We start from the raw sequence: 26673 nt of genomic DNA, 5'->3' as shown, positions 1-26673 counted from the left end.
TTTAAAGCCCACAGGAAGCACCCATGCGCAGCGGATTTTGGCTTTCGACACTGCTACTACTCGGTCTAACTGGCTGTGGGGAAGATCAGTCCCAGCCAAGCAGTGCCACCAGTCAACCCGATCCCAATCCTGGTCATGGCGATAATGGCTCTGTTCAGCCCAATAACGGTTACGACGGCAGTGATCAGCGCCGCTTAGTTGGCGTGGCGATGGACGGCTATTTGTACCGCGCACGGGTATGTCTTGATAGCAATGACAATGCGCTCTGTGACGGCGACGAATACCGCACAGAAACCGACCGTCAGGGACGCTATGTACTGTTGGTGCCAGCCGATAGCGATGCTAGCCAAGTGCTGGTGGAAGTACAGCCAGGTATTACCGTCGATATGGACGAGCCACAGCAGCCACTGAGTCAGTCGGTTTGGCTGCGTCCGCTGGTATCGGCCAGCGGCGAGCAGCTGGTCACGCCTCTGACTACCTTGATTCGACAGCGTGCCCAGCAGCTGGGTATCGACGAGCAGCAAGCTCAGCAGCAGTTGGCGAGTGAATGGTTGGTGCCAGCAGGCAGTTTGTCGGGCAACTATTTGCAAGACGTCGATGGCGCTATGGATGGCGTGATCCATGATATTGCCCAAGTCGTGTTTGACGATTGGCAGCATCAGTTGCAAGTCAGCCAGGACAATAACCCAGGGGCTTCCTGGAGCCATGTGTCGGCGCAGGCTATGGAACAGTGGCACAGCAGCAGCGGTCAAAAACAACTGCTGAAAAAAGTGCAAGCACGCGATATGGCGGCTGCGCCTGAACTGGTGGTCAATGACGATCAGGACTGGCTGAGCTGGCATTGGGTGGACGACTTTAGCACCGCTGAGGCCTATGAATACTCCATCGATGGCGGTCAGAATTGGGTCGTTGCAACGCAAAAACCGATAGTGATTGGCAATCGCAACCTGGCCGCCGGTCAAGTGCAGCTGCGTGTGCGTGCCGGCAAGGATGGAGGTGCAGGGCGCATTGGCCGCAGCCCTCAAGCTTTTAGCGCTCGGTTAAGTGATATTGCCGCACCAACCGAGCTGCAGTTAAACGACATCGATGACGAGTTTTCTTGGAGCTGGGTGGCGGGTTTTGAGCGTGCCGAGGACTATGAAATTTCCCTCGATGGCGGTGCCAGCTGGACCCCAGCAACGGTCAATCCAAGCCCCTATCATGATCTCGACTTAGCCCCTGGCCAGCTACAAGTGCGGGTCAGTGCCAGTGCTGAGCGTTTGGCCGGTGCGGCGGTCGTTAGTAGTCGCGCTTTTACCCAGCTAAAAACCAATATCGCAGCGCCCACTCAGTTAAGCGTCGATGATGTTAACAATACCCTGGGCTGGCGTGCTGTGTCTGGCTATCGCCGCGCCAACCTATACGAGCTGAGTGTCGATGGCGGTTATAGCTGGCAAGCCGTAAGCGCCAATCCGGCCGACGTCGGCGATATCGATGTGGCGGTCGGTCAGGCGCAGTTGCGGGTGGCGGCCAAAGCCGGCGTTTATGCCGCCGGTGCCGTAGCGACTAATAGCGAGGCGTTTCATGCGTTGCTGAGCAATATTGCCGCCCCCTCTCAGCTGCTCGTGGATGACAGAGCCAATTTATTGGATTGGACTCTCGTGTCTGGTTTTACCAACCTGGACGATTATCAGGTCAGCCTGGATGGTGGCCTAAGCTGGCAGCGTCCCAGTCGTAAGCCTCTGCCGGTGGGTGATCGTTACCTGCCCGCAGGCCAAGTGCAAGTGCGAGTCGCGGCTATCGAAGGGCAGCGCTTGCCAGGCCAGGCAGCCTATAACCAAAGTGATTTTCAGGCCTCTTTGAGCAGTATTGAGGCACCAACCCAGTTAAGCGTTGATGACGATAACGACACTCTGAATTGGCAGCCGGTGGCTGGTTACCCCAGCGCTAGCCATTACGAGTGGCGCATTCAAGGCGAGCAAGGCTGGCGCCGGGTCGGCAGCCGCCCTTTGCTGGTGGGTGACATTGCCATTGCAAAAGGCCAATTACAGTTGCGTGTGGCTGCCAATAACAGCCATCGCAGTGGTGAACTGGCGCTTTCCCCTGCGGCCTTTACCGCATTGCCGAGCAATATTGCCGCACCGAGTATGCTCAGCGTTGATGATGTGCAAAACCGTTTGAGCTGGCGTTGGGTCAGTGGTTTTGAGCAAGCCAATTTTTACGAATACCACTTAGGCGATGGCCAATGGCAGACCGCCTTTAGTAATCCGTTAGAGGTGGGCGATATTGATCTGCCGATGGGCGCTTTACATTTGCGCGTGGCAGCACAAAGTGGTCAGCATCGTGCTGGCGCATCGGCCAGCTCACCGGCGGCCTTTACTCAGTTGCAGCGCTTAATCCCAGCGCCAACCGGATTGCTGGCCGATGATGTGGCAGACAGTCTCAACTGGCAATGGGTCGACGATTACCAGCAGGCCAGCGACTATGAGTGGAGTCTGGATGGCGGTCAAAGTTGGTCAGTGGTTACCAGCAAGCCGCTGTTGGTGGGGGATCGTGACATTGCCGCCAATCAGCTACAGCTGCGAGTAAAAGCCATACTCGGTCTGCGTGAAAGCGGCGCCATTGCCACCAGCCCTGATGATTTCAATGCTCAGCAAAGCAATATTGCTGCACCAACCCAGATTAAAGCCGACGATAACGCCAATCAGCTGAGCTGGCACTGGGTCGAAGGTTACGATCAGGAAACAGATTATCAATACAGCATCAATGGCGGCATTAGCTGGCTGCCTATCACCCACATGCCACAGCCGGTAGGGGATATTGAGGCCACGGCACAACAGGTCAGGTTGCGAGTCAAAGCTTTGGCCGGTATTCGCGCTGCCGGCCGCAGTGGTTCACCGGAGCAAGGTTTCAGTCGCCAAGCTGGCACCCCGGCGGCACCGACGGCATTACAGGTGAACGACAGCGCCGACACCCTGGATTGGGCTTGGGTCAACGGCTACAGCGATGCCAGCGACTATGAATATCAGTGGCCTGGCAGTCAGGGCTGGCAGCCAGTGCAACAAAAACCGTTATCCCTTGGCAATGTCAGCATTGCATCTGGACAGTTACTACTGAGGGTAGCGGCCAAAGGGGCTCAAGCTCCGGGTGCCATCAGCGTCAACGGTGAGCCATTCACGATTGCAGCGGCCAGCTTGCCGGCGCCGGCTAACTTGGTGGTCGATGACGATAACGACACCCTCAATTGGGACTTTGTCGCTGGCTACGATCAAGCCCAAGATTATCAGCTGCGCTTAGCCACCGATGGCGAGTGGCAGATGGTGACTAGTAAGCCTGTGCAATTAAGCGACACCTTTGATGGTGTGGTCAGTGTGCGCATTGCCATTGATGGTGCTCCACTGGCCACAACTGCGGCTGGCGCTTACAGCATTAGCGCTTTTGCCAAGTTCGATCAGCAAGGTCAGCGTCTGGCCAATGATGCCTCCGACTGGGTGTGTGTAAAAGACAATCGCTACAGCGGTGGCTTGTATTGGCTGCAAAGCACCAGTGACTCACTGTACTGGCAAGGCGGCAGTGACAACGTATTAACACGATTGGAGAGTGCCAAGCAGCAAGCACTGTGCGGTTTTTCAGACTGGCAGGTGGCTGGCATTGAGCAACTCTTGCATCTGAAAGATGAGCAGGTATGGGGCCAGGCGCCGTTTTTTGCTCAGCTGTCGTCGAATCGTTACCAGTATTACTGGAGCTCGGATGAGGGCGATAATGCGGAGGAAAGGAGAGTCCTGTCGGGTGGCGATAGTCGCCAAACCTACAGCCAATCTACCCGTCCGCAATACGATCGTGCTTATGTGCAGCTCAATCGACTGCGGGTTGATCCGCTATTTTATTTGGCGCAAATCAAACAGCAGCTGGCCACGGCAGTGACATTAACGCAACAGGTCACCACCTGGAATAACGATGCTCAAAGCAGTGGAACACAGCGCCAGCAAGAATTTGAAAGCGCCAGTAGCATTGACGATATTCAACTGCTGCAGGCAAAACTGCTCGACTCCATTAAAAAGCAGCAGGATCGTTATGGGCTATTACCGGATTTATTGCAGCAACAACAGCAAGCATTAGCCTTGGCCCAAGGCCGTGGTCAGCGCCTAATCGATGACCCGGATCATACTGTCAGCGACGCTCAGCGTTTGGATTACCAACAAGAGCTGCAAAGCTTGGCATTACAAGTTGAGCAGTTACAGCAAGCGGTCTCGGCCGTGGATGGTATCGCTGCGGTGTTGGCGGATATGCAAACCTTGCTGGCCAGCTTAAAAATGCTTACCGATGAGCTCGATCGTTGGCAGCAAATAAAAACCTTGCAGCAACAAGCCACTAGTCAGCTGGAAGATGCTCAGTCTCAGGCCGATCACATGGCGCAGGCACTGCAGGCTTTGCAACAAGCCGGAATGGACAGCGAAAAAGCCATGGCGTTGTATTTAGCGGCGCGTCAGTCGATGGCCGATATGGCCAGCAGCGTCGATTATCAAACCCAGCTGCAGCAGCAACATGATTGGCTCAGCGAGTGGCACGCCCAGCTCAGCAACGCTGCTTTGCCGAGTGCGGTACTGAACGATCTGCAACAGCAAATTCTTGCCATTAAACAGCTCATGAGCGAGCAGCAAGGTTTCCGCCAAAGCCAACAGCCAGCCAGCGATGCCGCGTTAGACGCAGCGTATGCCGGTGGTCTGGTGATCAGCGCCGAGCAAGCCAGTATCGACAGTGCCGGTTTTAGCTTTATTAAGCTCGATCACAAAGGCCGCTACATGCTCAGCACCGAGACCTTGGCTCAGGGCTGGCGCTGCGTGCAGGATCAACGTTTTGCCGACCGTGTCTGGTTGTTATTGCAAGACGGCCAAGCCGGTAGCTTGGATGATATGAATTATCCACAAGCGCAGGCTCAAACTGAGCAGGCCAATCAACAGCAGCTGTGCGGTCGAAATGACTGGCAAATACCCAGCATTCAACAGCTAAAAACGTTAAAACTGGTGGATATTGGTGCTTATCAGCCTGCGATCGATGTCAGTGTTTTTCCGCGTCACCGCGGCGCAGATGAAGGTTATCAATCGTCTGATTTACTGCAGCGCTATTTTTATTGGAGTCGCGATAACGCCGACCCCGGACAACGTTATGGTTACAGTTTTTCCAGCTTTTACGACTATCAGCGCGTCAGTGAATTACAGCAAGGTCTGGACGCCAGTGAGGCCTTAGATAGCAGTTATCAAACCATGCTGCGGTTGGTGGCCGATGACGGCAGCCAAGATAGCTTCGACAAGCTGGCGGTTGATGGTCAAGTGACTAGTGATGACAGCGAGTGGGTATGTTCACAACAAAAAAGCAGCGGTTTAATTTGGCTTCGCACTGGCTTTGTTCCTCAGCCTGGTGAAGCTCGTGATTTAAATCAACAGCAAATGGAAGTGGCTCGGGTGACGGTATGTGGCAGCCAGGATTGGCGTTTGCCGACGTTGGCCGAACTGCAAACTCTGCTGCCATACCAGAGCGGTGAGCTAGGTCAGATTGAATTGGCCAATAATCGTTATTACGCCACCAGCTCCACCATCGCCAATCAATACGGCAGCTTATACCCAGCTGGATTCACCTTTGAAGCCGGGTTGGCACAGCGTTTAAGTAGCTCGGCCGATACCTATTCTTTATGGGTCAGCGATCAGCAAGACGGTGCTGCCAAGGCACTGGATGACGGTTTCACTGGCTTGGATAACAATGGCGAGCCGACCCTGTCGGGTGTGCATTATTGTGTGCGCGACGATAATAGCGGTGCTCGCTGGACCACACATCTCGCCAGTGGCGACAGCCAAAATGATTATCGATCGCCATCCTCCTATTGTGGCGTAGCGCGCGCTCAATGGCGCTACCCCAGCTTTCAAGAATTAAAACAAGCGCTATTGCCTGGCAATAAAAATAACCTGCTGTCTGATTGGATTAATGGCGGTGATTATTGGTTGGCTCGCCCAGGTGCCAGTTGTCAGGACACGCAATGGGCAGTGATGGATAGTAATGGCATTGAGCGCTGTATCGACGGCACCAGCTGGTCCAATTCGCCGAAAGAATCCAATTATTCTCGATTTATTTCTACCCCCTGAGGACTTAATCATGAAACAAGCTATTGGTCGTGCAGGTTTGCATCGTCAACGTGGTGTAACCGCCATTGAATACGCCATTTTAGCGGCGGCACTGGCTGCGACGTTGTTTTTTGTTGCTGGTGATGAAGGGCCGTTGCGCAAAGCCATCGATTCGGCCTTTGGTCGGGTAGAAACCACCATCGCTGAAGGCGGTGAATAAACCGTGGCCATGCAACGCAACTGGTTAATTTATGCAGGTCTAGCGTCGTCTGTGTTGGGGTTGGCATTAACCTTTGGTAGCGCACCCACTGCGGCGACGTTGCAGCCCACACGTCAGATACTAACCTCCAATTCTGCGCTGGCGGCGGGGGATTTGCTGAATACTCGACATTTGCAGTGGCAAAACGTCAATGACGAGCAATGGCGCCAGCTTAAATTGTCTGGGAGCATTATCAGTGCCAGCAATGAGCAGGAACGCCAGCAATGGCTGCAGAAAATTGCCGGTGCCGCGTTACGACAGCCATTAGATGGTCAGCAGCCGTTATACCAGTCGCAGCTAGTCAGTGCTGGTGAAAGTGGCTTTTTAGCGCTAGCTGTGGCACCGGGTAAACGTGCGGTATCGGTGCGGATGAAACCTTCGGCCATCAGCGATGGGCTTATTTCACCAGGTGATCATGTCGATTTAATTGTCACCACTCAGGCCCAGCAGTGGCGCCAGTCGGTGGATTCTAACCCCAGTAAACGCGATTTTCGTACTTGGCGCTCATCCGTGGTCGCCAGCGATATTCGGGTATTGGCCATTAATCAATTTGCTTTGTCAGATCATTACAGCAGCGCGCAATTAACCGAAGGCAAACGGCCTCGTCATGTCACCGTGACCTTCGAAACGACGGCTGAGCAAGCCGTGCGTATTCCATTGGCCGAGCAAATGTCAGGCAGTGCCGGGGTATTGAGCGTTAGTTTGCGTCATCCTGAGGATCGTACTCAGGGCATGGCGGCTAGCAAGGCCAGTGATTTATTCCCGGAAACCAAGCAAGACGGGCTGGAACACAATACCTATTTATTGCGTGGCGAGCAGCGCGAAGTATCGGGCGGCCTGTAACGGTCGTGATTCCCAGTAAATTTAATGATTCAGGCGATGTCGTCTGTTGTTCACCCAGGTGAGAGTCATAGTGTTGTTGCGAAATAAAATAATTGCGGCGCTGGTGCTGTTGGTAACCTGCGCTCAGAGCTGGGCTAACGCATTAGAGTTGGCGGTCGGTAAAGGTCAGCTCGTGCACTTACCGGCAGATGCCAAAACCGTTTTTGTGGCTAACCCGGAAACCGCCAATTACCAGTTGCCGGCCAGTCGCTCGTTATTTGTTTATGGCAAATCCCACGGTGATACCGATATTTATGTGCTCGATGGCCAGCAGGGCACCATTTATCGTGCTGCCATTCAGGTGCGCAGTAATCTAAAACAGCTGCAGCAAGATATTCAGCAGCAATTTCCCGATGCCACAGTTGAAGTGATTGCGCAGGGGAAAAAAATTGTTTTACGCGGCCAATGCCCATCAGCCACCGATATTGAATCTATGATCGCCATGGCCCAAGGCTATGTTGCCGAGACGGAAGATGTGGTCAACGATGTGCGCTTGGATATTCCTCACCAGGTCAATATCCGCTTGCGTATCGCCGAGGTAAAACGAGAAGTCAGCAATCAGCTGGGGATTAAATGGGGTACCTTGGCTAATGGCCAGATCGACTTTTTTAAACGCCCGGTGGAGCTGGATTTGTTTGGCATTACTGCTTTCGATAATCCATTAACGGGGGTTCTCGATGCGCTGGCGGAAGAGGGGCTGGCCAAGGTATTGGCGGAACCTAATCTCACCGCACTGAGTGGTGAAGACGCAACCTTTCACGCCGGTGGTAGCTTTCCCTATACCATTCCGGATCCGGATTTAAACACCTACACGGTTGATTTTCGTGATTACGGTGTGCGCTTGGATATGCGTCCTACGGTATTAGAGGGCAACCGTATTCGCTTAAAGGTACGGCCGGAAGTCTCGAATTTGAGCACCGAAGTGAATCTTGGCAGTACTGGCCTGTTGGCGCCGTCATTGCAGGTGCGTAGCGCTGAAACCACCATAGAACTGGCGTCGGGCGAGAGTTTTGCGTTGGCCGGTTTAATTCAGGCCAACGATGTCAGCAATATCAGCAAACTGCCATTTTTAGGCGACATTCCTATTTTAGGCGCTTTGTTTCGCAGTGAAGATTTTCGTCGTGAAGAAACTGAGCTGGTGATTATCGTTACGGCTTATGCCGTTGAGCCTAGTCAACAAGATAACTTCCAATGGCCGGGGCAGGATTTACAGTTGAATTCTCAATTTGAACGCTTGCTGTGGGGCGAAACCTATCATCAGCAGCCCAGCAAGCCCGACACTATTTCTGGTCGCCCGGACTTTATTTATTAGGATATGTTTATGCGATTTATCAGCCTGATCTGTTTGGCATGGATATCCCTTGTCCAAGCGCAGCCACAGTTAAAGGTGCAGCAGCAGCGTCTGGTATTAGCCGATGACCACGCTCCATTGCGCGAATTTCTACTCAGCCAGCAACAGTTGCAGGATTTTAGCATTGCTCTTATTGGTCAACACGACAGCCATTTGCAGCGTGTCGTTCACACCTTGCAAGGACTGGGTGTCAGTGATGAGCGTATACAAATACGTCACGATTTGCGTAAACGCATAAAAGCGGATGAGCAAGACAAGGTCATTGCCATTGTCGAATGGTTTCAACCGCAGCAGTTGAATTGTGCAGAAGAGTTTGGCTGCGCTAATCGCAGTAATTTATTACAAATGTTGGCCCAGCCTCGTCATGGCTATCGTGGCGAGCGCTCGGCCAGCGGTATACATGGTCGTGATGCCGTCGAGGCGGCGCAGTATCAGCGCAATAATCGCGATTTACCCGGTGACAGACGCACCTCGTTGACCATGGAGGGCAGTTAAATGCAGAGCTGTCATGCTTATGTTGCCAGCGCAGAAAGCCAGGCTCTGTTAGAGCAGGTGTTGGTCGCCCAGCCGCAACTCAGTTATCAGGTGCAGCAGCAGGGATTAGCCCAGGCTCGCCAGCGCTATCAACATGAGACCTCTCCGGATCTGTTGATTCTGGATTTATCTGCTGCCAAGGATGCCGATGAGGCATTGCAACAGTTGTTGGCGTTAGCCGATGTGTGTGCTGCCGGTACCCAGGTATTGGCCTTAGGGCTGATACAGCACGTGGCGTTTTTTAAACAATTATTGGCCATGGGCGTGCGCGATTATGTGCCTTTGCCGGTGAGCGTCACGGAATTACAGGCCCATATTGTCCCCTTATTAAAAGGCGATGCGGTTGCTCAAACGAGCAGTTTGCATACCCGCCAGATGGTAGTGGCGGGTTTAACTGGTGGAGTGGGTAGCAGCACGGTGGCGGCGCAGCTGGCAAGGCTATTAAGTGAGGAGCTGGGCATGCATTTAGGGCTGGTGGATTTAAATCCACTGGCCGGTGCGCTGGATTTGTATCTTGGCCAACAGGCCAATAGCGGCTTTGCCCAGCTGCTATCGGCCAACCAAGCGGTGGATCAATTATTGATTGAACGCGCTGGGCAAAAACTGTCTGAGCGACTGACGCTGTTTAAAACCGTCAGCCATGATGGCTGGCTTGATCAGGCTGCCATAGAGCGGGCGTTGCAGCGGTTATCTCCTTGGTTTAGTGCGCTGTTATGGGATTTGCCCAGTCATCAATGTTATGAGCCCGCCGGGCAGACATTGTTGCGACAGGCCGATGATGTACTGTGGGTAGGCAGCGCCAGTGTCGCTGGGGTGCGCGATATCCAGCGCAGTCTGAGCTTGCTGGGCGAGGGAGCCGGTAACTGTCATTGGCTGATTAATGCCGCGCGTGGCCCTGGCAGTGTGTTGCCAGAAGAGCTATTGCGCCATACCGGCTTGAGTGTTGAGCAGGTCAGTTGGCTGGCCTTTGATAAGGGCTTACATCAGGCCCAAGAGTTGGGCAAGGTGCCGCCCGCTGGGCGCTTTATGCGTAGTTTGCGCCAGGCGGTGCAAGCTTGGTCAGGGCAGCCGTTAAAAGGGCGGTTTGATTTTCTGCGTCGCGCTAAGGTAGCACGCTAATGTTTGGTCGCCGCCCTTCTGATAATTCAGCTGTGCCTGCCGTTGACGCTGCGGTTAACACTGCGCCGTCAGTTCAGCTCTCAACCCAGATTCCAAATCAGATCAGGCCGGATGCTGCTTCCGTTGGCTCACCAGCTACCGCTGCCGGAACAGCTCAAGTATCGAGCCCATTAAACGAGGCCATGCGACGGGTACGTCATACCTTGCTGGAGCGGCTCGATGCCAGTGCCGCGTTGCAGCTGGGACGCACGGCGTTACGGGCGCAATTGCTGGCTGAGGCTACCAAGCTGGCGAGTGAGTTAAAACTGCCATTAAGCGGCCAGGATCAGCAGCGGCTGGCAGATATTCTGCTCGACGATATGTTGGGCTTTGGCCCGCTACAGCCGCTATTAGACGACGATCAAATCAGTGATGTGTTGGTGAATGGCGCAGGCCAGGTGTATGTCGAGCGTTTTGGTCGACTGACGTTGACCGAGGTGCAGTTCTTTGATGAAACTCATGTCCGCCAGGTTGCCCGACGCATTGCTGCGGCGGTGGGGCGGCGCATTGATGACAGCCAGCCGATGGTCGATGCTCGGCTGGAAGACGGTAGCCGGGTCAATATTGTTATTCCACCACTGGCCCTCGATGGCACCACCATTTCTATTCGTAAATTTAACCGTCATGGCTTTAACCTTGAGCGTTTAGTACAGCTGCAAGCGTTAACTGCGCCAATGGCAGAGCTGCTGCGCATTGCCACCCGCTGTCGTGCCAATATCTTGATATCTGGTGGTACCGGCGCCGGTAAAACCTCGCTGCTCAATGCCATGTCACAAAATATTGATGCCGGCGAGCGCATTGTCACCATTGAGGATGCGGCCGAATTATCACTGCAACAGCCCCACGTGGTGCGTTTGGAAACCCGCCCAGCCAGTGCCGAAGGCACCCCCGCCATTAGCCAGCAAGAGTTGCTGGTTAATGCCCTGCGGATGCGACCAGATCGAATCGTTTTAGGTGAGGTTCGCTCCTTAGAAGCGTTTGACATGATGCAGGCGATGAATACCGGCCATGATGGTTCGATGTCGACCCTGCACGCCAACAGCCCCAGCGATGCTCTGACGCGTTTGGAAAACCTGCTGTTGATGAGCCAAAGCACGATTCCTTTGGTGGCCATTCGTCGGCAAATGGTCAGTGCCTTGGACATGGTGGTACAGGTCAATCGCGGTCGTGATGGTCAGCGCCGTATTACTTCTATCAGTGAAGTGTGTGGCATGGAAGGCGATACCATTCAGCTGCAGCCGTTATTCAGTTACCAACTGCTGGACGATGGTTTGGCAGGTGAGTTTGTTGCTCATCCTGTACGTCCACAACTGCTGGAACGAGCCCGTGGTTGGGGCCTGTCGGCACAGCTGTTGAGCTGCACCAGCGGAGGCCAGCAATGAGCCAAACTTTGCTGATCGTCGGGGCTGTGTTGTTGGCTTTAGGGCTGATACAGCAGCTGCGTCGAGCCCCTTGGCAGCGGCGCTTACAGTCACTGCAGCCTGAGAGTGCCGCCTCGGCTCAGCCACTATTTCGCGCTGATTATGGTTGGCAAGGGTGGTTGCAGCAGCGGGGCGTATGGCCTAGTGAGACGCTGTGGCCACGTTGTCGCCGGTTGCTGTTATGGCTGAATGGCGGCTTGTTTTTGGCATTGTTGCTAGTCGGTGCTGTGCATGGATATTCCCTGTGGGTATGGATGGCTTGGCCGTTACTGGCGCTGTTGTTGAGCGCTTTTTTGCTGTGGTGGCAGCAAACGCAGTGGTTGGCACAATGTCAGCAACAGTTGCCGCAAGCACTCGAGCAGCTGGCGCGAGCGACGGCAGCAGGTTTAGGTTTGCAGCAGGCGTTGGCGCAAATATGTGAGCAGTTACCGCCACCACTGCAGGCTCAGTTCGCGTGGATTCAAGAGCGCATGCGCATTGGTGACCCCATTGACCAGGTCATGGAACAGGCGGCGCAGCGCTTACCAATACCTGCGTTTCGTTTTTTTTGCTTAGCCGTGGTGCTTAATCAGGAAACCGGCGGTCGCCTAAGTCAGGTATTGGACAGTCAAAGTAAGCAACTCAAAGCGCAGCAGCATGCCCAGCAAAAGCTGCGTACCTTAACCAGTGAACCGCGCATGGCGGCCAATGTGGTGGCTTTAATTCCGGTATTAATGTTTGTTGCTTTGTTCTGGCTTAGTCCGCGTCATGTTGAGTTTTTATTGCACGACAGCACTGGCCAAAGCCTATTGGGCTACGCCGTAGCCAGTGTTATTGCCGGGTTAATCAGCATTCGCTGGCTATTGATCAGGGCAGCAGGATGAATCTGGCCATCACGTTATCTTGTACCGGCTTGGCGCTACTGCTTCTGGCGCTTTGGCAGCAATGGCGACGAAAGCCAATCGTTCAGCGTCTGGCGACGTCAGTCGAGGCGCCGACTCGTCGCCAGTGGTGGCATTGGCCGCTGCCGCATGCCATGCAACAGCATGCCCGCATTGCAGCGTTGCAAAGCCCATGGCTAGGCACTGTGTTTTGGCTCAGTAAAGGGGCGCTGGCAGTTGGCGCACTAGTGTTGGCTTGGCCTGCTGATGGCGATCCGGCGGGAAAACTATTGAGCCTGGTGGCTGCCATGCTGATGCAAATGCTGCCCGATGCTTGGCTGCGCCAGCAAGCACAGCGCACTTTACGTCGCAGTCGTGAGCAATTGCCCGAACTGTTGCAGCTGCTGGCGCTGTGTTTAGAAGCCGGACTGACACTGGATAGAGCACTGCCACGTTTGGGAAGCGATTTGCAGGGTTTAAATCCAGCACTGAGTAATCATTTACAACGCCTAAGCGATGATTTGCGTGTGGTCAGTGAACGTCGCCAGGCCTTTGCCCGTTTGGCCGATCGTATTCCACTCGATGATTTTCGCCAGCTGTGCTGGTTAATCACCCAGGCCGATGATTATGGCACGCCGCTGGCGGCGGGACTTAGAGACCTAGCTCAGCACAGTCGCAGCGTGTATTTGCTCGAGGTAGAAGAACGTATGGCACGAGTGCCAGGGCAAATGGCCATGCCGCTGATGATCTTCATCATTATGCCTTTGGTGGTGCTGTTGGCAGGCCCGGCGCTGGTGATGCTGTTGCGCCAGCTTGGAGGTGAAGCATGAAATACTATGGCGGTTGGCTAGTTTGTTTGCTGTGGCTGCTACTGAGTGGCTGTGCCGTGAGCCCTGCTAGCTCCCAGCATGACGCTGTGGTTGAGCAGGACCATTTGCAACGCTTGGCCCGGCGCGCCGAGCAGCAAGGCAATAGTGGTTTGGCGATTCGTTTGTATCGTCAGTCATTGGCTGCTGAGGGCGATGCCAACAGTCGCCAGGCACTGTTTTGGCTCTATCGTCGTGCTGGCCATCACAGCCAAGCGGAAGAGTTGCTGCAGCAACAGCCATGGCCACGCCAAGGGCTGGTTTGTGCTCAGGCTGCTGTTGCTATGGATGAGCAGCAGTGGCAGCAGGCTGAGCAGTTGCTGCAAGGCATTGCTGTTGATCAGCACTGGCCTGAATGTCTAGCGATGCAAGCCAGGCTGGCACTGCAACAGCATAACTACAGCCAAGCGACAGCAGCATTTGAGCAGTTGCGCCAATGGCAGCCGCAGCATTGGCGTCATAGTTATAACCTGGCGTTGGTGGCGCATTTACAGCACCAGCCCGAATTAGCCATACGCCAATTGCGCAGCGTTTGCAGTCAGGCGAATGCTTGTCCGGCGGCGGTCACTGAGTTAATGGCCATGAGTTTGGTCTTTGCCGGGCAGTCGCAGCAAGCCAGGCAGTGGTTATTGCAAGCTGGCCTGAGCCAAAGCGATTGCGACGCTCAGCTGCAGTATTTTCAGGCCCTGAGTGCTACGCCGGAGTCGCTATCTTGAAAGCCCGGCAAACAGGCTCTGGTGCCATAGGTTTTATGGTATTGCTGCCAGTGATGCTAATCGTCGTCATGCTGACGTTGGAAGTCGGCCGGGTGGTGTTGATTCGTGCGTTATTACTGGAGGGGGTGTCCGACAGTGCGCGCATGGTGCAACTGGCTGATGAGCCGGTGCAGCTGCCAGAGTTACAGCAACGCTGGCAGCAATGGGCAGACAGCATGCCGCTGTTGCAGAGCGTGGTACTGAGCAGTGTTGAGCGCCAAGCTTTTAGCAGCTCAGCTCAGTTATTTGCCGGTGTGGATGCTGAGGCCGATGATTATGGTATTTCTCTGACTTGGCACTTTGATTTACCGCTACTCACACGCCAAAGCCTAGCATTTTCATTTACTCGCCATGTGTTGTGGGAGCGGCGGGAATGAAGCCAATCAAAATAAACGCAGTGAATTCGCGCAGCAACAGGCGTTTCAACAAACAAGCCGGTGTTGCCGAAATTGAATTTGCCATTTTGCTACCGCTGGCCTTGCTGCTGTGGTGGTTGATCAGTGATTTATCGCTGTGGTTGCAACAGCAGCAAAGGCTACAACAGCTGAGCCATGATTGGGTGATGTTATTGGCATCTTTGCCGGAACAACCGCCGGAGCAGAATATCGATGCATCATGGCAGGCTTGGCTGAGTGAACAGTGGCAGGCAAACGAGCAGGGGGCACCTGATTACACCGTATTGCGCTGGTCATTAGAGCAACAACAACGTTGGCGTAGCGGCGACTGTGCCGATCAGCGTCAACAGGCGCAGCTGCAATCTCTGTTGCAAACCACCGTCGATGATGAAGAGCAGGCAGCCTTTTGGCTGGTAAGTTTATGTGCCCCATTGCCTGGATACCTTATTCGGCACTTTATTCCCAGTCGTGAGCCCACTGTGTTGCGCGCAAACAGTATTTCGGTGGCACGATGAAATACCAGCAAGGGCAGGCAGCGATTTTATTATGCTTGTGCACGGCTTTGGTCTGCACCCTAGGATTAGGCGCATCGGATGTCAGTCTGTGGCTGCAGCAACGACAAAAATTAGCTGAGCTAACACGCCAGGGCAGTATACTGCTGGCGGCGCGGGTCCAGCGTGACGGTGATTTATTGCAGGGGCAAGAGAGTTTAGACGCACTGGCGAGTTTTTATTTTGCTCAAGCCGAGTTGCCCCCCAATATGCATTTTGCCCATGACCAGCAAAATGGCAGGGTGGAAGTACAGGCTGATATGGCACTGGAGGCGTTTTTTCTTGATGATTTAATTCGCCGCTTTCAACCCATCGACATTTCCTATCGGGCGACAGCGGAATATCAACACCAAGGCGGCAATATGGATGTGTCTTTGGTGGTGGATGTTTCCAGCTCTATGGGCCAATCATTAGCCGGTGGTGGCAGTGACTCCAGTTTGGCTCAGCTACAAAGCACGGTATTAGATTTACTGCAGCAGTTACCAGCCAGTGCCTCGGTCGGTTTAGTGCCCTACCACGAAGGGGTATCTCTTAATGGTGCCTTATGGCTGCCGCGCTCGTACGGACAAAAACTCTGTATTGATGCCTTTTCTGACTTGGACCCGGTCATTGATGCCGCCGATGTGGTCGAGCAAACCTTTTACAATGATCGCTTATTAAATGTCACGACCACCCCGCAACATGGCAATGACTCGCTGGCAGAAAACTGCCCCTCAGCGCCACTATTCCCGCCAACGCTAGACCGGCTATTAATTGAACAAACCATTCGCCAGCTGCCCAATGCTGAAGGTGGTGGTACCCGCAGCGCTCCTGGAGTTATCTGGGGAATACGTACCCTTTTGCCCAATTGGCAGGGACGCTGGACATTGGAAAATCTGCCGCGTGAAAACAGCGAAAAAACCCTAGTATTGCTCACCGATGGCAGTGATACCCAAGCCTCTGAAATGTCGGCGCTGGTGGACGCAGGGCTGTGCGATCGGGCACGAGACGCGGGTATTAATTTGTGGTTTGTTGGCTTTGATATCGATAACAGCGTGATGGCCGACGATCATTATTTTCGCCGCTGCTTTGGCGAGCAAATGCGCAGTGCCAGAAATGCAGGCGATCTGGCTGATATTTTAAATGACATTATCGCCGCATCCGGTCAGCGCCGGGTACGGCTTATTCGCAACGACACTTTATAAGGAAGCATTATGAAGTCTATCTGGATTGCCTTGTTGGCAGTGTTTATATCATGTCCACAAGCTTCGGCATTGACGGTGGGAGATTCGCTACCGACAGAACTCACCGAAGAAATATTCCCCCAGCAAGATGTGGTGTATGTGGTGGATTTTTTTGCTCAGTGGTGTGTGTCTTGTCGCATTGAACTGCCTGAGGTCAACGCTCTGTATCACGAGCTAAAAAACAATGCTCAGGTGCAGTTTGTTGGCGTTGATGTCGACGAAGATGTTGAAGTGGCGAAAGCTTTTCAACAGTCTTTGGGGTTGAACTTTCCTATTGTCAATGATCCTTCTGGTCGAGTTATTGGCAGCTTTGAACCGATGGGCATGCCGGCTTTGTATTATGTCATTAATGGTGAGGTAAAAGGCCAGCGTTTGGGGGCTTTGCCGCATATTGATGATGTTATTCGCCAGGATTTACAGCAACTGGGAGTGGCGCTGTGAAACCTGTGTTAGCTGCCACGATATTGCTATTGCTGGCATCGACAGCACAAGCGGAGATTAAAGTGGTGTATATGACGCCAGTAGATAATCAGGCATTCGAGCAGGCTGTGCCAGCGAAACTGCAGCCATCGTCGATGGGGCTTAAGCAAGCTGCGCAACTGCCCGGGCCTTCGAGTTGGTCTGAGTATGAATTATTGCTTGGCATAGAGCCGGTTAAACCCTGGCAAAAAGCAGTTTTTGCTGAGCCAGAAATGAAACCAGCGGGACGTTTGCCTGCGGTGGCGAAATTCAACCAGAAAGTCTTTTCATCAAAAGAGAATACTCGCGGTGGCACCGGTATAGGTGGAGGTGGCTGTGGCTGCAATTAGGTCGAAGAGTATCGTTTTAACGGCACGTTTGCTGTTGTTGAGTTTGTTGTTACAAACTTTGACGGTAGGGGCTGGCGAATGGTCATATCATGCTTTGTATTATGCAGAAAGCGATGATCGTGTAACGGTTGAAGATCATGTCGCCAGCCTAAAGCATTCTTTTGGTGTGGATTATGATTTAAAAGTCGATTTAGGCTACGACGCTATTTCTGGTGCGTCGCCCACACTGCGTTCAAATACCCAGGTATTGACCCAGCAAGATGCTCAAGCTCGGGCTGAAGTCGTGGCGTTAGCGGATGAAAAGTCTGACAAGCTGATATTAGGCTATGACCCTAATGGTGATTACCAACGCCAGAACGTTGAGCTGGAAGATATTCGCCGCTCGGTTAACGCTTCACTGCTGATGCGTGATGAATTACGCAACGAAACCACCATAGGGGTTAGCTACTCCAAAGAAGAAGATTACACCAGCTCCAGTGCCAGTGTGTCGGGTTTATGGTGGGCAGACCGGCGCAAAAATCGCTCCTACAGTGCCGGGTTGTCGGTGATTTATAACGAGTCCTATGTGTTTACTGATGGTTATGCCGATCAATATATTGACGATAATCTCATGTGGGATGTTGAAGTGGGGGTGAACCAGGTGCTATCGGATAAGGCCCATATCTCACTGTCAGCTTATATGAATCATGACCTTGGCTATTTAAGCAATCACTATCAAACTATCGTACGTGGTATTGATCTCAATAATGATCAGAAAATTACTCGCAGCGAGTGGCTTCTAGCGGCAGAAGAAAGGCCGGACAGCCGTACTGGTGGTGGCATTGGTGCTTTGCACGTTTGGCAATGGGACAGTGGCATTACGAGCCAGCTGAACTACCGCTACTTTGATGATGATTGGGGCATTGCCAGCCATACCCTTAACTGGGCGCTGGATATACCCATTAATGAAGAGCTAACACTGCTACCCGTTGTGCGTTTGTATCAGCAACAAGCGGCATTCTTTTATCGTGATGCAGACAGCAACGACAAGGTCTTTAACGGCAAAGAATATGGCAGCAGTGATCAGCGTTTAGGTGACTATACGGCATGGCACGCTCAAATTGGTGCTCAGTGGCGGCCGGTGGATAAATGGCGCTTTGATGGCAGCGCGGCCTTTTACCAACAGAGCAGTGACTTCGATGCTTATTGGTTGATGCTGGGAGTGAGCCGGGAATACTAGTTATCGGTGTTGCTAGCGTATGAAGGCGGTTTGCGATGCATCTGTGGCATTTGCACGGATGTGTCAGACTGAGGTGGGCAATCCAATAGTGTGTGCCTAACAAATGGAAGAACCTCTCTCCAAGTCAGTCAATATGGCGATCAAGTACAAAAGTTGGTGTGATCAAGTCGCCAGTTGCTGTTTTTTTACGCCAAATGACTTGAATTTGGCCGGCTAAGAGCTTACTTTCCTTGACACTGACGCAGGGATGCATAGCACTAGCGTCATTAACTGACCTTTTTAATTTATGGAGATCATTATGAGCTGGTATATCAAGGCTTTAAAAAACTACTTTACATTTTCCGGTCGAGCGCGTCGCAAAGAGTACTGGATGTTTGTTCTGTTCTATATAATCTTTGCTATTGTTGCAGGGGTTGTTGATGCCTTACTGGGAACTCAGGGTATCGTTAGCGCCATCTATATTTTAGCAATGGTGATTCCTTCCATCTCCGCTGCTGTTCGTCGGCTGCACGATACCAATCGTAGTGGTTGGTGGTTCTTGATCAGCTTTGTGCCTGTGATCGGCATTATCTTGCTGGTATTTCTGGTGCAAGATAGCCGTGATGAAGACAACCGCTTTGGTGATTCGCCTAAGTTGGAAGCAGCCTAATAACCGTTTTGTACTAACGCAGAGTAGTTCCTGAAAGCGGCCAGTCGGCCGCTTTTTCTATATAAGGACGAGTGATGTCAGAGCCTCAAGTCGTTTATAAACGCAATTCGGTATGGTGGATTGCTACTTGCTATTTATTGGGCACGTTATTTTTATTGTTGGCCGCTATTGGCGGCCTAGTTAATGCTGGTATTGGCGGCGTGAAAGCACTAAAAGAGATGTCGGATGAACAAGAAGCACAGCGCTACCTAGCAGGCACACTGAGTGATCAGGTTAAGATCAGTGGTTTTCGTGTAACTTCCGGTCAGCAGGTGCCTGTATTGTCAGCGGCTATTGATAATAACAGTCGGCATACGATCAGCAAGATTCATCTGGAGATTTCATTGCTTGATGATACCGGTATCGCTATCGTCAGTGAAACCAAGTGGTTATCAGATTTGAACAGTATTTTTCCCGGAGATCGTGCTCAAGTACAGTTACCTTTGCCGCAAAGCATGGCAGGTCTGTTAGGAGAGTATCAGGTGCGTATTGCGTCCTTTACCGTGCTTGATAACGCCAGCTTGAAGGTGATGTGCGATAACATTCCAAACTCCTAGATAAGAGATACGCACGTGAATTGGTATATCAACGCTTTAAAAAACTACTTTAATTTTTCTGGGCGCGCGCGGCGGAAAGAGTTTTGGATGTTCATGCTGTTCTACACGATATTTGCCCTTTTTGTAGCTTTTCTGGATACGGTTTTGGGGTATGCTCAGTCAATGGAAGAAGCAATTGATTTGAAGAGCTTTTTAAGCATTCTCTATGCTTTGTTTATGCTCATTCCTTCTATTTCGGTGACAGTCAGGCGTTTGCACGACACCGACCGTAGTGGTTGGTGGATACTGATTAGCCTAGTTCCTGTTGTTGGTATCTTTATTCTGCTGTTTATCATGGTGTTGAACAGTGATGAGGGTGTTAATCGATTTGGTGGAACTCCTAAGTTTGAGCCTGTGCTTGAGTAAGGGTTGCTTCGCGCTAGATGGGCAGAGTCGTTTAAAGAGTAAGTTGTGCATAAAAGTATAGCGAATGAAATGATCGTTTTATGGCTGTCTCTGCTGGTGGTAGCAATCCTGGTAGTAGCAGTAGGTTATTTAGCCATGTGGTTACTATCTTTAGTCGGAATAGTAAAGAATGATCAGCCTGACGGTGTAGTCGAGCGTTATTATCATTTTAAGCGGCGCTTTTTATTTAGAGCCTTGCTGGGCACTGTACTATGCTGGCCTGGGCTGCAATGGGCTTATGACCAGCTTGAACGAATGTAAACTCAGTTCATCACGCCTCTAGCTGGCGTCGTTGCCAAAAATCATAATCAGGCCAGCGCCGCTCTTTTTGGTACTGCTGCCACCACTCAGACATATAGCGCTTTATTGAGCGATTCATGCGCTCAGCGTAAGTTTGGGCGGGGGCCAAATCCCCTTTTGTCAACCAGGCTAAAATAGCCTCTCGAGCGGCCAGAGCATCACCTAATGCATTGGATATTCCCGATGATGTTAACGGATCAAACGAAGCTAGGGCATCACCAACGGCAATCCAGCCGGGGCCGGCTGCCTGTTTGATAAAGCCAGCATGGGCGGCAAAAGCAATAGGCTGAATGTTTGTATCTTCTCTGAATGGCAGCCAGTGCGAAAGTTGAGAGCTTTGTCGCCACCACTTGCGCAAGCATTGTGGCTCTTTCAAAGACTGCATTAAATCAGCGTCGGACATTAAGCTCACCAGTGCTTTGCCATCGGGCAAACAAGTGGCGTACCACCAACCATGCGGCATGGATTCAACTAAAGTTCTACCGCGCAGTGCACTTCCGTCCGGCAGTGTCCAGGCCAGTGCCATTAAATTATCAAGACGTTCTCGTTTGACGTGCAAATGTTTGGTGACGGCATTGCTGCGGCCACTGGCATCGACGAGGTAACGGCAGTTAAGCATTGAAGTCTGGTCACCTTGCTTGAGCTGTAGCTGCCAGCTGCCGGAACAGTTGTTGATTGAATGAACCTTAGCAGGCTGAATTAATTCAGCGCCGTGTTCCACGGCTTGCTGCATTAATTGCTGATCAAAGCGCTGTCGATCCAGGTGCCAGCCTTGGCCAGCTAAGCGATGTAAAAAGTCATCGGTTTGATGAATACCTCCCCAACAAGAGACATTGGCATGATAAGGGCTGTGTCCTTGTTGACTAAGCTGCGCATTAAAGCCGAGTTGCTGCAACTTGGACACCACATCGGGCGCGCAGGATTCACCAATGCTAAAAGGTCTGTTTTTCGGCTGATCAATCAACGCAACACGACCAACGCCGGCACGCACTAGCGCCAGCGCAGTAGCAGACCCCGCGGGGCCTGCTCCTATAACCGCTACATCAATCATCGGCTGAAAATGGCCGCGGTAGTGTACGAGCTACTTCGACAAAGCGTTCTTCGCCATCGATGTCTTTGCCCATAATAAAGCCGAGTCTTGACCAGTACTTCACCATCTGGGTATCGTCGGCAAATGCAATAAAGTCATCGCGAGTCTGATCAAAGCCTGTGCCTACCCAAGGGTATTGGTTAGGCGTTTGCTGATCAGGCACGGGAATGTCTGATGGGTTGCCACTCGCCAAAGCCATAAAGGCGGCACTGCTGGCCTTAGGTTCGTGCTCTAGATACACAAACTCTGGCCGCTGGGCTGGCCACCACCACAACACCCGATCGCCGATCGGTTGTGATGAGCACTCATTAAAGTCTGCCTGCCAGGGAATGGCCATATAGCGAGTCATGTCTCCTGGCTGCATGGCGCTGGGGGTAAACTCCAAGCTGAGTGGGCCATTAGTTGGCTCACAGGCGTTAATGCGCAGAGGATCATCAGACTGATAAATTGCACGATCACGTGAAATCCAGGTCAGTTCAATACCGGGCGAAAAAGCACCACCGACGCAGTTATCTAAGACATTGCGGGTTAAGGCGAGAGGGCCAGATGTTTGTTCAGGTTCGTTAATAAAAAAGCCATCTGCCCACTGCTGCATAAAGAAATATTGCGTATCGGTTAAGCGCAAATAATTCGATGTTAAGGTGCCGTCAATTAGACAGTTGTCACCGGCCAGATAGGGCATCATGGTAGAGCCACGTTCCGATATCAAAGTGTTTTCATTATTAGGCGGCCGCAGAACATCGAGAATCCAACGACGAAGGCCCAAGTACTCGTCATGATGTCCATCTGGCACTGTGCCTAATGCCTCCATATCAAAACTATGTGCTTTCGGTGGAATGGCAGCGACCCAGGTATAAGTGGCGGCTCGTTCGATTAATGGCTTAATTTCGCTTTGGAAATTAGGTTTATAGCCATCTTTACCGCCTTGCCAGATACTACCGTTGCAGATGTGTGGGTAGTGCCCTTGTCGAACGGCACCATCAAAGATGGTATCCCACAGAGTGACCAGGTTGGCGATTTCTGGTGCATACGATGGTGGTGCTACTGATGCCCAGGCTGCTTCCACCTGATCAACTCGGCCATCTTCCCACTGAATTTCAGCCCAAACCGGTCCATCGCTGGTGTCATCCCACCAACCATCATTATTGGCGTATTGTTGAATCGTCGCTTTAGGGTCATGGGTACCAGATATTCCTAGACCACCCAGCACCAATAAGCGTCCTTCGCCATCGGTGCGTAGCTCGCCTAGCGTCGTTATATAGTCCTGATTTGGATACAGCATGTCTTCAGGAAAATGAGCACCTTGATAACCGGATGGCACCGAGTTTTTGTCCATTGCTACCGGACCAGCTGCAGCGCCGCTGATGCTACGTGGGCCTGGGTCGATCATGAGTTTCAAACGATCGTGGCCGCAAACCGATGCATTTCTAAGTGGATGATTACTGCTATAGCCGCGTTCGCCTTCGTTGGTCGCAAACTCGTACCAGCTGGCCTTTTTATTGGCCATATGTACTGTCCAATTAATGGACTTTACGCCTTTGGTATTTAGGGTGATTTCTTGATCATTGTCGTCATAAATACGAAAGCGTGCTGCCTGGCGGCACATACGCCCCTCGCTATCACGAAACCCGTCTTCAGTAATAGCTTTGCCATCCAGTGTGGTAGGTAGTCCACGATACTCTTCTGGGCCGATATAGAAGTCGTCCGGTGCATTGCCAACACGTGCGATATTAATGGGCGGATAAATTTTGTAATTGGCCATAATGAATTCCCTTTAAAAATGGTCCAGTCCGAGTTCGACTATGGTGCTCTTCATTTCAAGTGTTTTTTCCAACGCATATTGAAGCAAAGATTTCACCGTTATTAGATCTCTAGAGTTGGGAATATTTTTTAATATCCATGTCAGCTCGTCTATTAACTGCTGCGGTGTGAGGTCATCTCCTTCTATGCAGATCCAAGACGGAGCTGCGTTTGGTCCTACGGAAGGATCTCCATCCTTTAGGGCAGGTGTTTGCATCAATGCTCTGGCCAAGTTTGGCAGCACATCGTGCATCAGATTCAATACAATACTGAAATATGGGTCAGCCGCCTTTGCCTGAAAGGACTGCTCGAACGCATGCAGCATTAGGGTGTAGCTCATATCAAAAGCAATCGACAAATGTTTTGCAACTTCGTTGGTATAATCGTCTGCAATTGGATTTGAGATGATGGGGTAGGTGGCTGGAAACTCTTCAGGTTTCATGGCGACACTGCGGAACTTCATAAAATGACTGAGTTCGTATGGTGTGCCAATGATAGGGCCATAGGTGCCATCAGTACGCTTGCCATAGTGGTTGTAGCTGCCGTACTGCTCAATTGGCTTCAATGGTGCTTGTGGGGGTACCGTTCCTTCGCCTTGTTCAACGATTTCCTGAACGGCTTGTTTGAAGCTGGCCATGTTTTTTACCGGCTCAACATTACCACCAAATTTCCCTAGATAAATATTGGTGCGCTGACGTCCAGGACCATCATTGTTAAATGGGTTACCTCCTGCAATATCGGCTCTTTCCACGGCATCTACTAAAGCAGCATACAGTTGGGCGATACTGTCGTAATTATCGCCTTGTGGCGGCGTTCCAAAGGCAGCAGGTGTTTCTATTGCTTCGTAAACATTACTGAATACATCTGGGCTGGCGCGATATAGGCCAAGATAGGGTGTGGTTTCTGGGTTGGCTTGAGGCAAATAGCCAGGGTATTTTGGCGTGGCATCGCCGGTAAACTTAGGCAGCCCACCGAGTGCGACCAGGATATTCGCCGCCTGATTAACATGGAACATTTCTTCCATAACCACACTACGCAGCGTTTGGTAGGCGTAGCTGCTGGTATCACTGATCGAATACAGGCCATTTAAGTACGTTGGAATGGTCGTAAATTCGACCTGTAGGGCCAATTGTGCGGCAGCTTGTAGGTCTTGTTGGTCTGGTGTGCTGCTGTATTGCAGCCGGCTAAATAATCCGGTGCGGACGTCAGTGTTTGTGCAGGTTTCCATGATGGCATCTCCTTGTGCATCAATAGATGGAATCAGGCTTTTTTTCTGAGGGTATTGACCTGAATATGGGGCCAACGAGTGGTGCCACCGTCGGTGCCAAATTGAAATTCAAAAAACTGAATTTGCTCGTATTGCAATTGCAGAATGTCTTCACCATTTTCTTCAATGGTTTCTATCCACAGACGAAACTGCATTTCATGGATAGGGGTAAAACGTTGCACAAAGGGGGTATTGAGTACACCACCTTGTGGGCCTCCTGTTTCGCGAGTTTGCATATCGAGCAAGGTATAACTTTTCACCTTTTGCTCGCGCAAAACGTCACGAAGCTTCAAATCGGGGCGTACTGAATATGGGTATAGTTCGTGGGCCAGTATGCGCTGGGTATAGGTACGATTACCGCTGGGGTCACGATCTGGCAAACTTTGGTCATGTACCCAATCGGGTGCAGGCTGGTCCAGGTTGATAGGATTTGCCAACGATGCGCCAGCACCGCCCATACTGGGTGAAATAGCTAGGTGATCGGGCTGCCAGGTAGCGTCGCCATTGGGAAACGGCGGTGCGCCAGTATGGCTTGAATCTTTGCCAAATAGCATAATGGTACTGCCGTGGGGAATAACGCCGCTGCGTGAGACCTGATAGGCAGGCACGTACTGGGGGCCATTTGAACCGTCACCAGACGACAGCTCTGGATAGCCAATATCCGTCATAATGGATTGGTCATCAGCAGGATGGTTATAGACATCATTCATCCATAAATACATTCCATTTTCGGCGTGCAGTAAATTACCCTTCAAATCATGTATATGCTGAGAGTATTCGACTGCGCCGTTAAACTGCTCGTTGGCACCACCGCGATTACGAACACCGCCCGGAACTAGAGTAAAGGTCAGCTCTTCGGTGTAGTTCTCGCACAAAAAATGGAACTTTCCTGGAATTGTTTCTGAGTTGGACCCAGGCGAGGGCATACAGGTGGTATGAATTCCCCAGCCTTGTATAGTATTACCTGGATTGTAATTCACCCAGGTGCCATGCAGCTGTTCTAGCACGCCATAATCGGCGGGCTTTTCCAGCACCTCTGGTGTATATCTTGGATAGTTGTCGGGCATGACGTCTCTCCTTGTCGCTAATGGTTGCCGACAGCCTGTGTCGGCTGGTTGCAATACATCATTGTTGTTGTTTTAGGGCTTGTTCACACTAATGAAACAAGCCTGTTATTGGCCCAAGAGCTCTCAAGCAAGACGCTGAGAGTGTGGCCTAATGGGTTAAGCGAATGAACAGCAACACATTTGAGTTTTATTGGGCCATAACCCTTCGGGCTGAGGACCGTTTCCCTCAGGAGCTATGTCACTCGTCACTCATTTAACCCACTAATACCAATCCTCCTTCCTTGCTCTGAGCAAAACGGGTTCTCAGCAGAAATAATTTACTTAGTGTGAACCGGCCCTAGCGACATTCAGTCTTTGCGCACAAAACCAGCAGATTGAAGGAGAGAACGGCATTTCTAATGCGTTGGAATTAGATAACCGTGTGACATCAATGTAACAGGTGGGAAGCAGCCAGTAGATTGGCTGCAGTGCCGACGGTATTTTTCGAAAATGAACGGGATAAGTAATATTGATTCTTATTTGTAATATCCGCTTAGGCCACTTTCCAAGGTGGGTTTAAGCGATTTTCACCAGCCCAGTAGAGCTTGATCTTATTGCCAGAGGGGTCTTTTAAAATAGCTTCTCTCCATAAGTAGCGCTGGTCTGTCGGTAGCTGGTCAAAATGAATGCCTTGCGCTATCAAAGAGTCAACCAGGCTATCTAACTGCTCGCACTCGAAGTAGATAACACTATCGTTTTGGATGGGGCTATCTTGCTTTAATAGAGAAAATGTAGCCTCACCCTGGGGGCAGGAAAAGCGAAGGTAGTGCGGGGTATCGACAATCAGAGTGAACCCTAGAATCTGGTAAAATTTTTTTGATTCTTCTATATCCTGTGTTGCCAGGGTTACTTGGTTTAAGTTCATATTAAGCTCCATGCCAAGTGGTCTTTGTCGGCCTAAATTCGCTCGAGGTGGAATTCTCGATACCTTACGACTGAGGGAAGAAGGCCTATGTAGTAGCGATGCTGTGTCTACTATGTTACTCCAATCCGTCCGTCGCTTGTCTCTGTGCTATGAGTCCTAAACTAACGCGTTTTTCATT

At 51.7% G+C, this 26673-nt stretch carries 25 protein-coding genes; 20 read left to right on the top strand and 5 right to left on the bottom strand.

All coding sequences use genetic code 11. The features are described 5' to 3' along the window. Window positions 1-23 precede the first annotated feature (23 nt). From AC55FS_RS16800 to AC55FS_RS16705, 20 genes are all read left to right on the top strand, one after another. Entirely contained in the window at window positions 24-6116 is a 6093-nt protein-coding gene (locus tag AC55FS_RS16800; protein WP_496933423.1) for an Lcl domain-containing protein, read from the top strand. A 10-nt stretch (window positions 6117-6126) separates the two neighbouring features. Next, entirely contained in the window at window positions 6127-6315 is a 189-nt protein-coding gene (locus tag AC55FS_RS16795) for a Flp family type IVb pilin (protein WP_496933422.1), read from the top strand. A gap of 9 nt (window positions 6316-6324) precedes the next feature. Then, the gene (cpaB, locus tag AC55FS_RS16790) at window positions 6325-7197 is read left to right on the top strand and encodes a Flp pilus assembly protein CpaB (protein ID WP_496935983.1); all 873 of its coding nucleotides are present in this window, start codon (window positions 6325-6327) and stop codon (window positions 7195-7197) included. Window positions 7198-7267: 70 nt separating this feature from the next. Next, window positions 7268-8548 carry a type II and III secretion system protein family protein gene (locus AC55FS_RS16785; RefSeq protein ID WP_496933421.1) on the top strand — a complete coding sequence of 427 codons (1281 nt, stop codon included), beginning with the start codon at window positions 7268-7270 and terminating at the stop codon, window positions 8546-8548. A gap of 9 nt (window positions 8549-8557) precedes the next feature. Continuing rightward, window positions 8558-9082 (top strand): hypothetical protein, encoded by a 525-nt coding sequence (locus AC55FS_RS16780; RefSeq protein WP_496933420.1) that lies wholly within the window; start codon window positions 8558-8560, stop codon window positions 9080-9082. Next, complete coding sequence (locus AC55FS_RS16775) at window positions 9083-10240, top strand: CpaE/TadZ family protein (protein WP_496933419.1); 1158 nt, start codon at window positions 9083-9085, stop codon at window positions 10238-10240. Beyond that, on the top strand, window positions 10240-11661 hold the full coding sequence (locus AC55FS_RS16770) for a TadA family conjugal transfer-associated ATPase (protein ID WP_496933418.1): 1422 nt from the start codon (window positions 10240-10242) through the stop codon (window positions 11659-11661). The genes AC55FS_RS16775 and AC55FS_RS16770 overlap by 1 nt, the downstream gene beginning before the upstream one ends. Beyond that, the gene (locus AC55FS_RS16765) at window positions 11658-12563 is read left to right on the top strand and encodes a type II secretion system F family protein (RefSeq protein WP_496933417.1); all 906 of its coding nucleotides are present in this window, start codon (window positions 11658-11660) and stop codon (window positions 12561-12563) included. Before AC55FS_RS16770 ends, AC55FS_RS16765 begins: the two co-directional genes overlap by 4 nt. Continuing rightward, complete coding sequence (locus tag AC55FS_RS16760) at window positions 12560-13390, top strand: type II secretion system F family protein (RefSeq protein ID WP_496933416.1); 831 nt, start codon at window positions 12560-12562, stop codon at window positions 13388-13390. The genes AC55FS_RS16765 and AC55FS_RS16760 overlap by 4 nt, the downstream gene beginning before the upstream one ends. Beyond that, window positions 13387-14142, top strand: a complete 756-nt coding sequence (locus AC55FS_RS16755; protein ID WP_496933415.1) for a tetratricopeptide repeat protein — start codon at window positions 13387-13389, stop codon at window positions 14140-14142. Before AC55FS_RS16760 ends, AC55FS_RS16755 begins: the two co-directional genes overlap by 4 nt. Next, on the top strand, window positions 14139-14558 hold the full coding sequence (locus tag AC55FS_RS16750) for a TadE/TadG family type IV pilus assembly protein (RefSeq protein WP_496933414.1): 420 nt from the start codon (window positions 14139-14141) through the stop codon (window positions 14556-14558). The genes AC55FS_RS16755 and AC55FS_RS16750 overlap by 4 nt, the downstream gene beginning before the upstream one ends. Beyond that, entirely contained in the window at window positions 14555-15091 is a 537-nt protein-coding gene (locus AC55FS_RS16745; RefSeq protein ID WP_496933413.1) for a TadE/TadG family type IV pilus assembly protein, read from the top strand. Before AC55FS_RS16750 ends, AC55FS_RS16745 begins: the two co-directional genes overlap by 4 nt. After that, window positions 15088-16311, top strand: a complete 1224-nt coding sequence (locus tag AC55FS_RS16740) for a vWA domain-containing protein (protein WP_496933412.1) — start codon at window positions 15088-15090, stop codon at window positions 16309-16311. Before AC55FS_RS16745 ends, AC55FS_RS16740 begins: the two co-directional genes overlap by 4 nt. A gap of 9 nt (window positions 16312-16320) precedes the next feature. Beyond that, entirely contained in the window at window positions 16321-16791 is a 471-nt protein-coding gene (locus AC55FS_RS16735; protein ID WP_496933411.1) for a TlpA family protein disulfide reductase, read from the top strand. Next, window positions 16788-17159: a DUF4266 domain-containing protein gene (locus AC55FS_RS16730; protein ID WP_496933410.1), complete on the top strand. Its 372-nt coding sequence runs from the start codon at window positions 16788-16790 to the stop codon at window positions 17157-17159. The genes AC55FS_RS16735 and AC55FS_RS16730 overlap by 4 nt, the downstream gene beginning before the upstream one ends. Further along, entirely contained in the window at window positions 17146-18378 is a 1233-nt protein-coding gene (locus AC55FS_RS16725) for a DUF3570 domain-containing protein (RefSeq protein WP_496933409.1), read from the top strand. Before AC55FS_RS16730 ends, AC55FS_RS16725 begins: the two co-directional genes overlap by 14 nt. A gap of 298 nt (window positions 18379-18676) precedes the next feature. Further along, window positions 18677-19027, top strand: a complete 351-nt coding sequence (locus tag AC55FS_RS16720; RefSeq protein WP_496933408.1) for a DUF805 domain-containing protein — start codon at window positions 18677-18679, stop codon at window positions 19025-19027. 74 nt (window positions 19028-19101) lie between these two features. Beyond that, on the top strand, window positions 19102-19623 hold the full coding sequence (locus AC55FS_RS16715; protein WP_496933407.1) for a hypothetical protein: 522 nt from the start codon (window positions 19102-19104) through the stop codon (window positions 19621-19623). Window positions 19624-19638: 15 nt separating this feature from the next. Continuing rightward, complete coding sequence (locus tag AC55FS_RS16710; protein WP_496933406.1) at window positions 19639-20028, top strand: DUF805 domain-containing protein; 390 nt, start codon at window positions 19639-19641, stop codon at window positions 20026-20028. Window positions 20029-20073: 45 nt separating this feature from the next. Continuing rightward, window positions 20074-20328, top strand: a complete 255-nt coding sequence (locus tag AC55FS_RS16705) for a hypothetical protein (protein ID WP_496933405.1) — start codon at window positions 20074-20076, stop codon at window positions 20326-20328. 10 nt (window positions 20329-20338) lie between these two features. On the opposite strand, the gene AC55FS_RS16700 is transcribed toward AC55FS_RS16705, so the two are convergent. The 5 genes from AC55FS_RS16700 to AC55FS_RS16680 all read right to left on the bottom strand — a co-directional run bounded on the left by AC55FS_RS16700 (window position 20339) and on the right by AC55FS_RS16680 (window position 26495). Next, entirely contained in the window at window positions 20339-21418 is a 1080-nt protein-coding gene (locus AC55FS_RS16700) for a tryptophan 7-halogenase (RefSeq protein ID WP_496933404.1), read from the bottom strand. Continuing rightward, on the bottom strand, window positions 21411-23219 hold the full coding sequence (locus AC55FS_RS16695; RefSeq protein WP_496933403.1) for a LodA/GoxA family CTQ-dependent oxidase: 1809 nt from the start codon (window positions 23217-23219) through the stop codon (window positions 21411-21413). The genes AC55FS_RS16700 and AC55FS_RS16695 overlap by 8 nt, the downstream gene beginning before the upstream one ends. A 12-nt stretch (window positions 23220-23231) precedes the next feature. Next, entirely contained in the window at window positions 23232-24485 is a 1254-nt protein-coding gene (locus AC55FS_RS16690) for a ferritin-like domain-containing protein (protein WP_496933402.1), read from the bottom strand. 32 nt (window positions 24486-24517) lie between these two features. Then, window positions 24518-25591 carry a peroxidase, FMP-type gene (locus AC55FS_RS16685; RefSeq protein ID WP_496933401.1) on the bottom strand — a complete coding sequence of 358 codons (1074 nt, stop codon included), beginning with the start codon at window positions 25589-25591 and terminating at the stop codon, window positions 24518-24520. A 532-nt stretch (window positions 25592-26123) separates the two neighbouring features. Further along, complete coding sequence (locus tag AC55FS_RS16680) at window positions 26124-26495, bottom strand: VOC family protein (protein WP_496933400.1); 372 nt, start codon at window positions 26493-26495, stop codon at window positions 26124-26126. Window positions 26496-26673: the final 178 nt, after the last annotated feature.

This window comes from Bacterioplanes sp. CLAM21, assembly GCF_059641015.1.
This window is presented reverse-complemented; position numbering and strand designations above follow the sequence as displayed.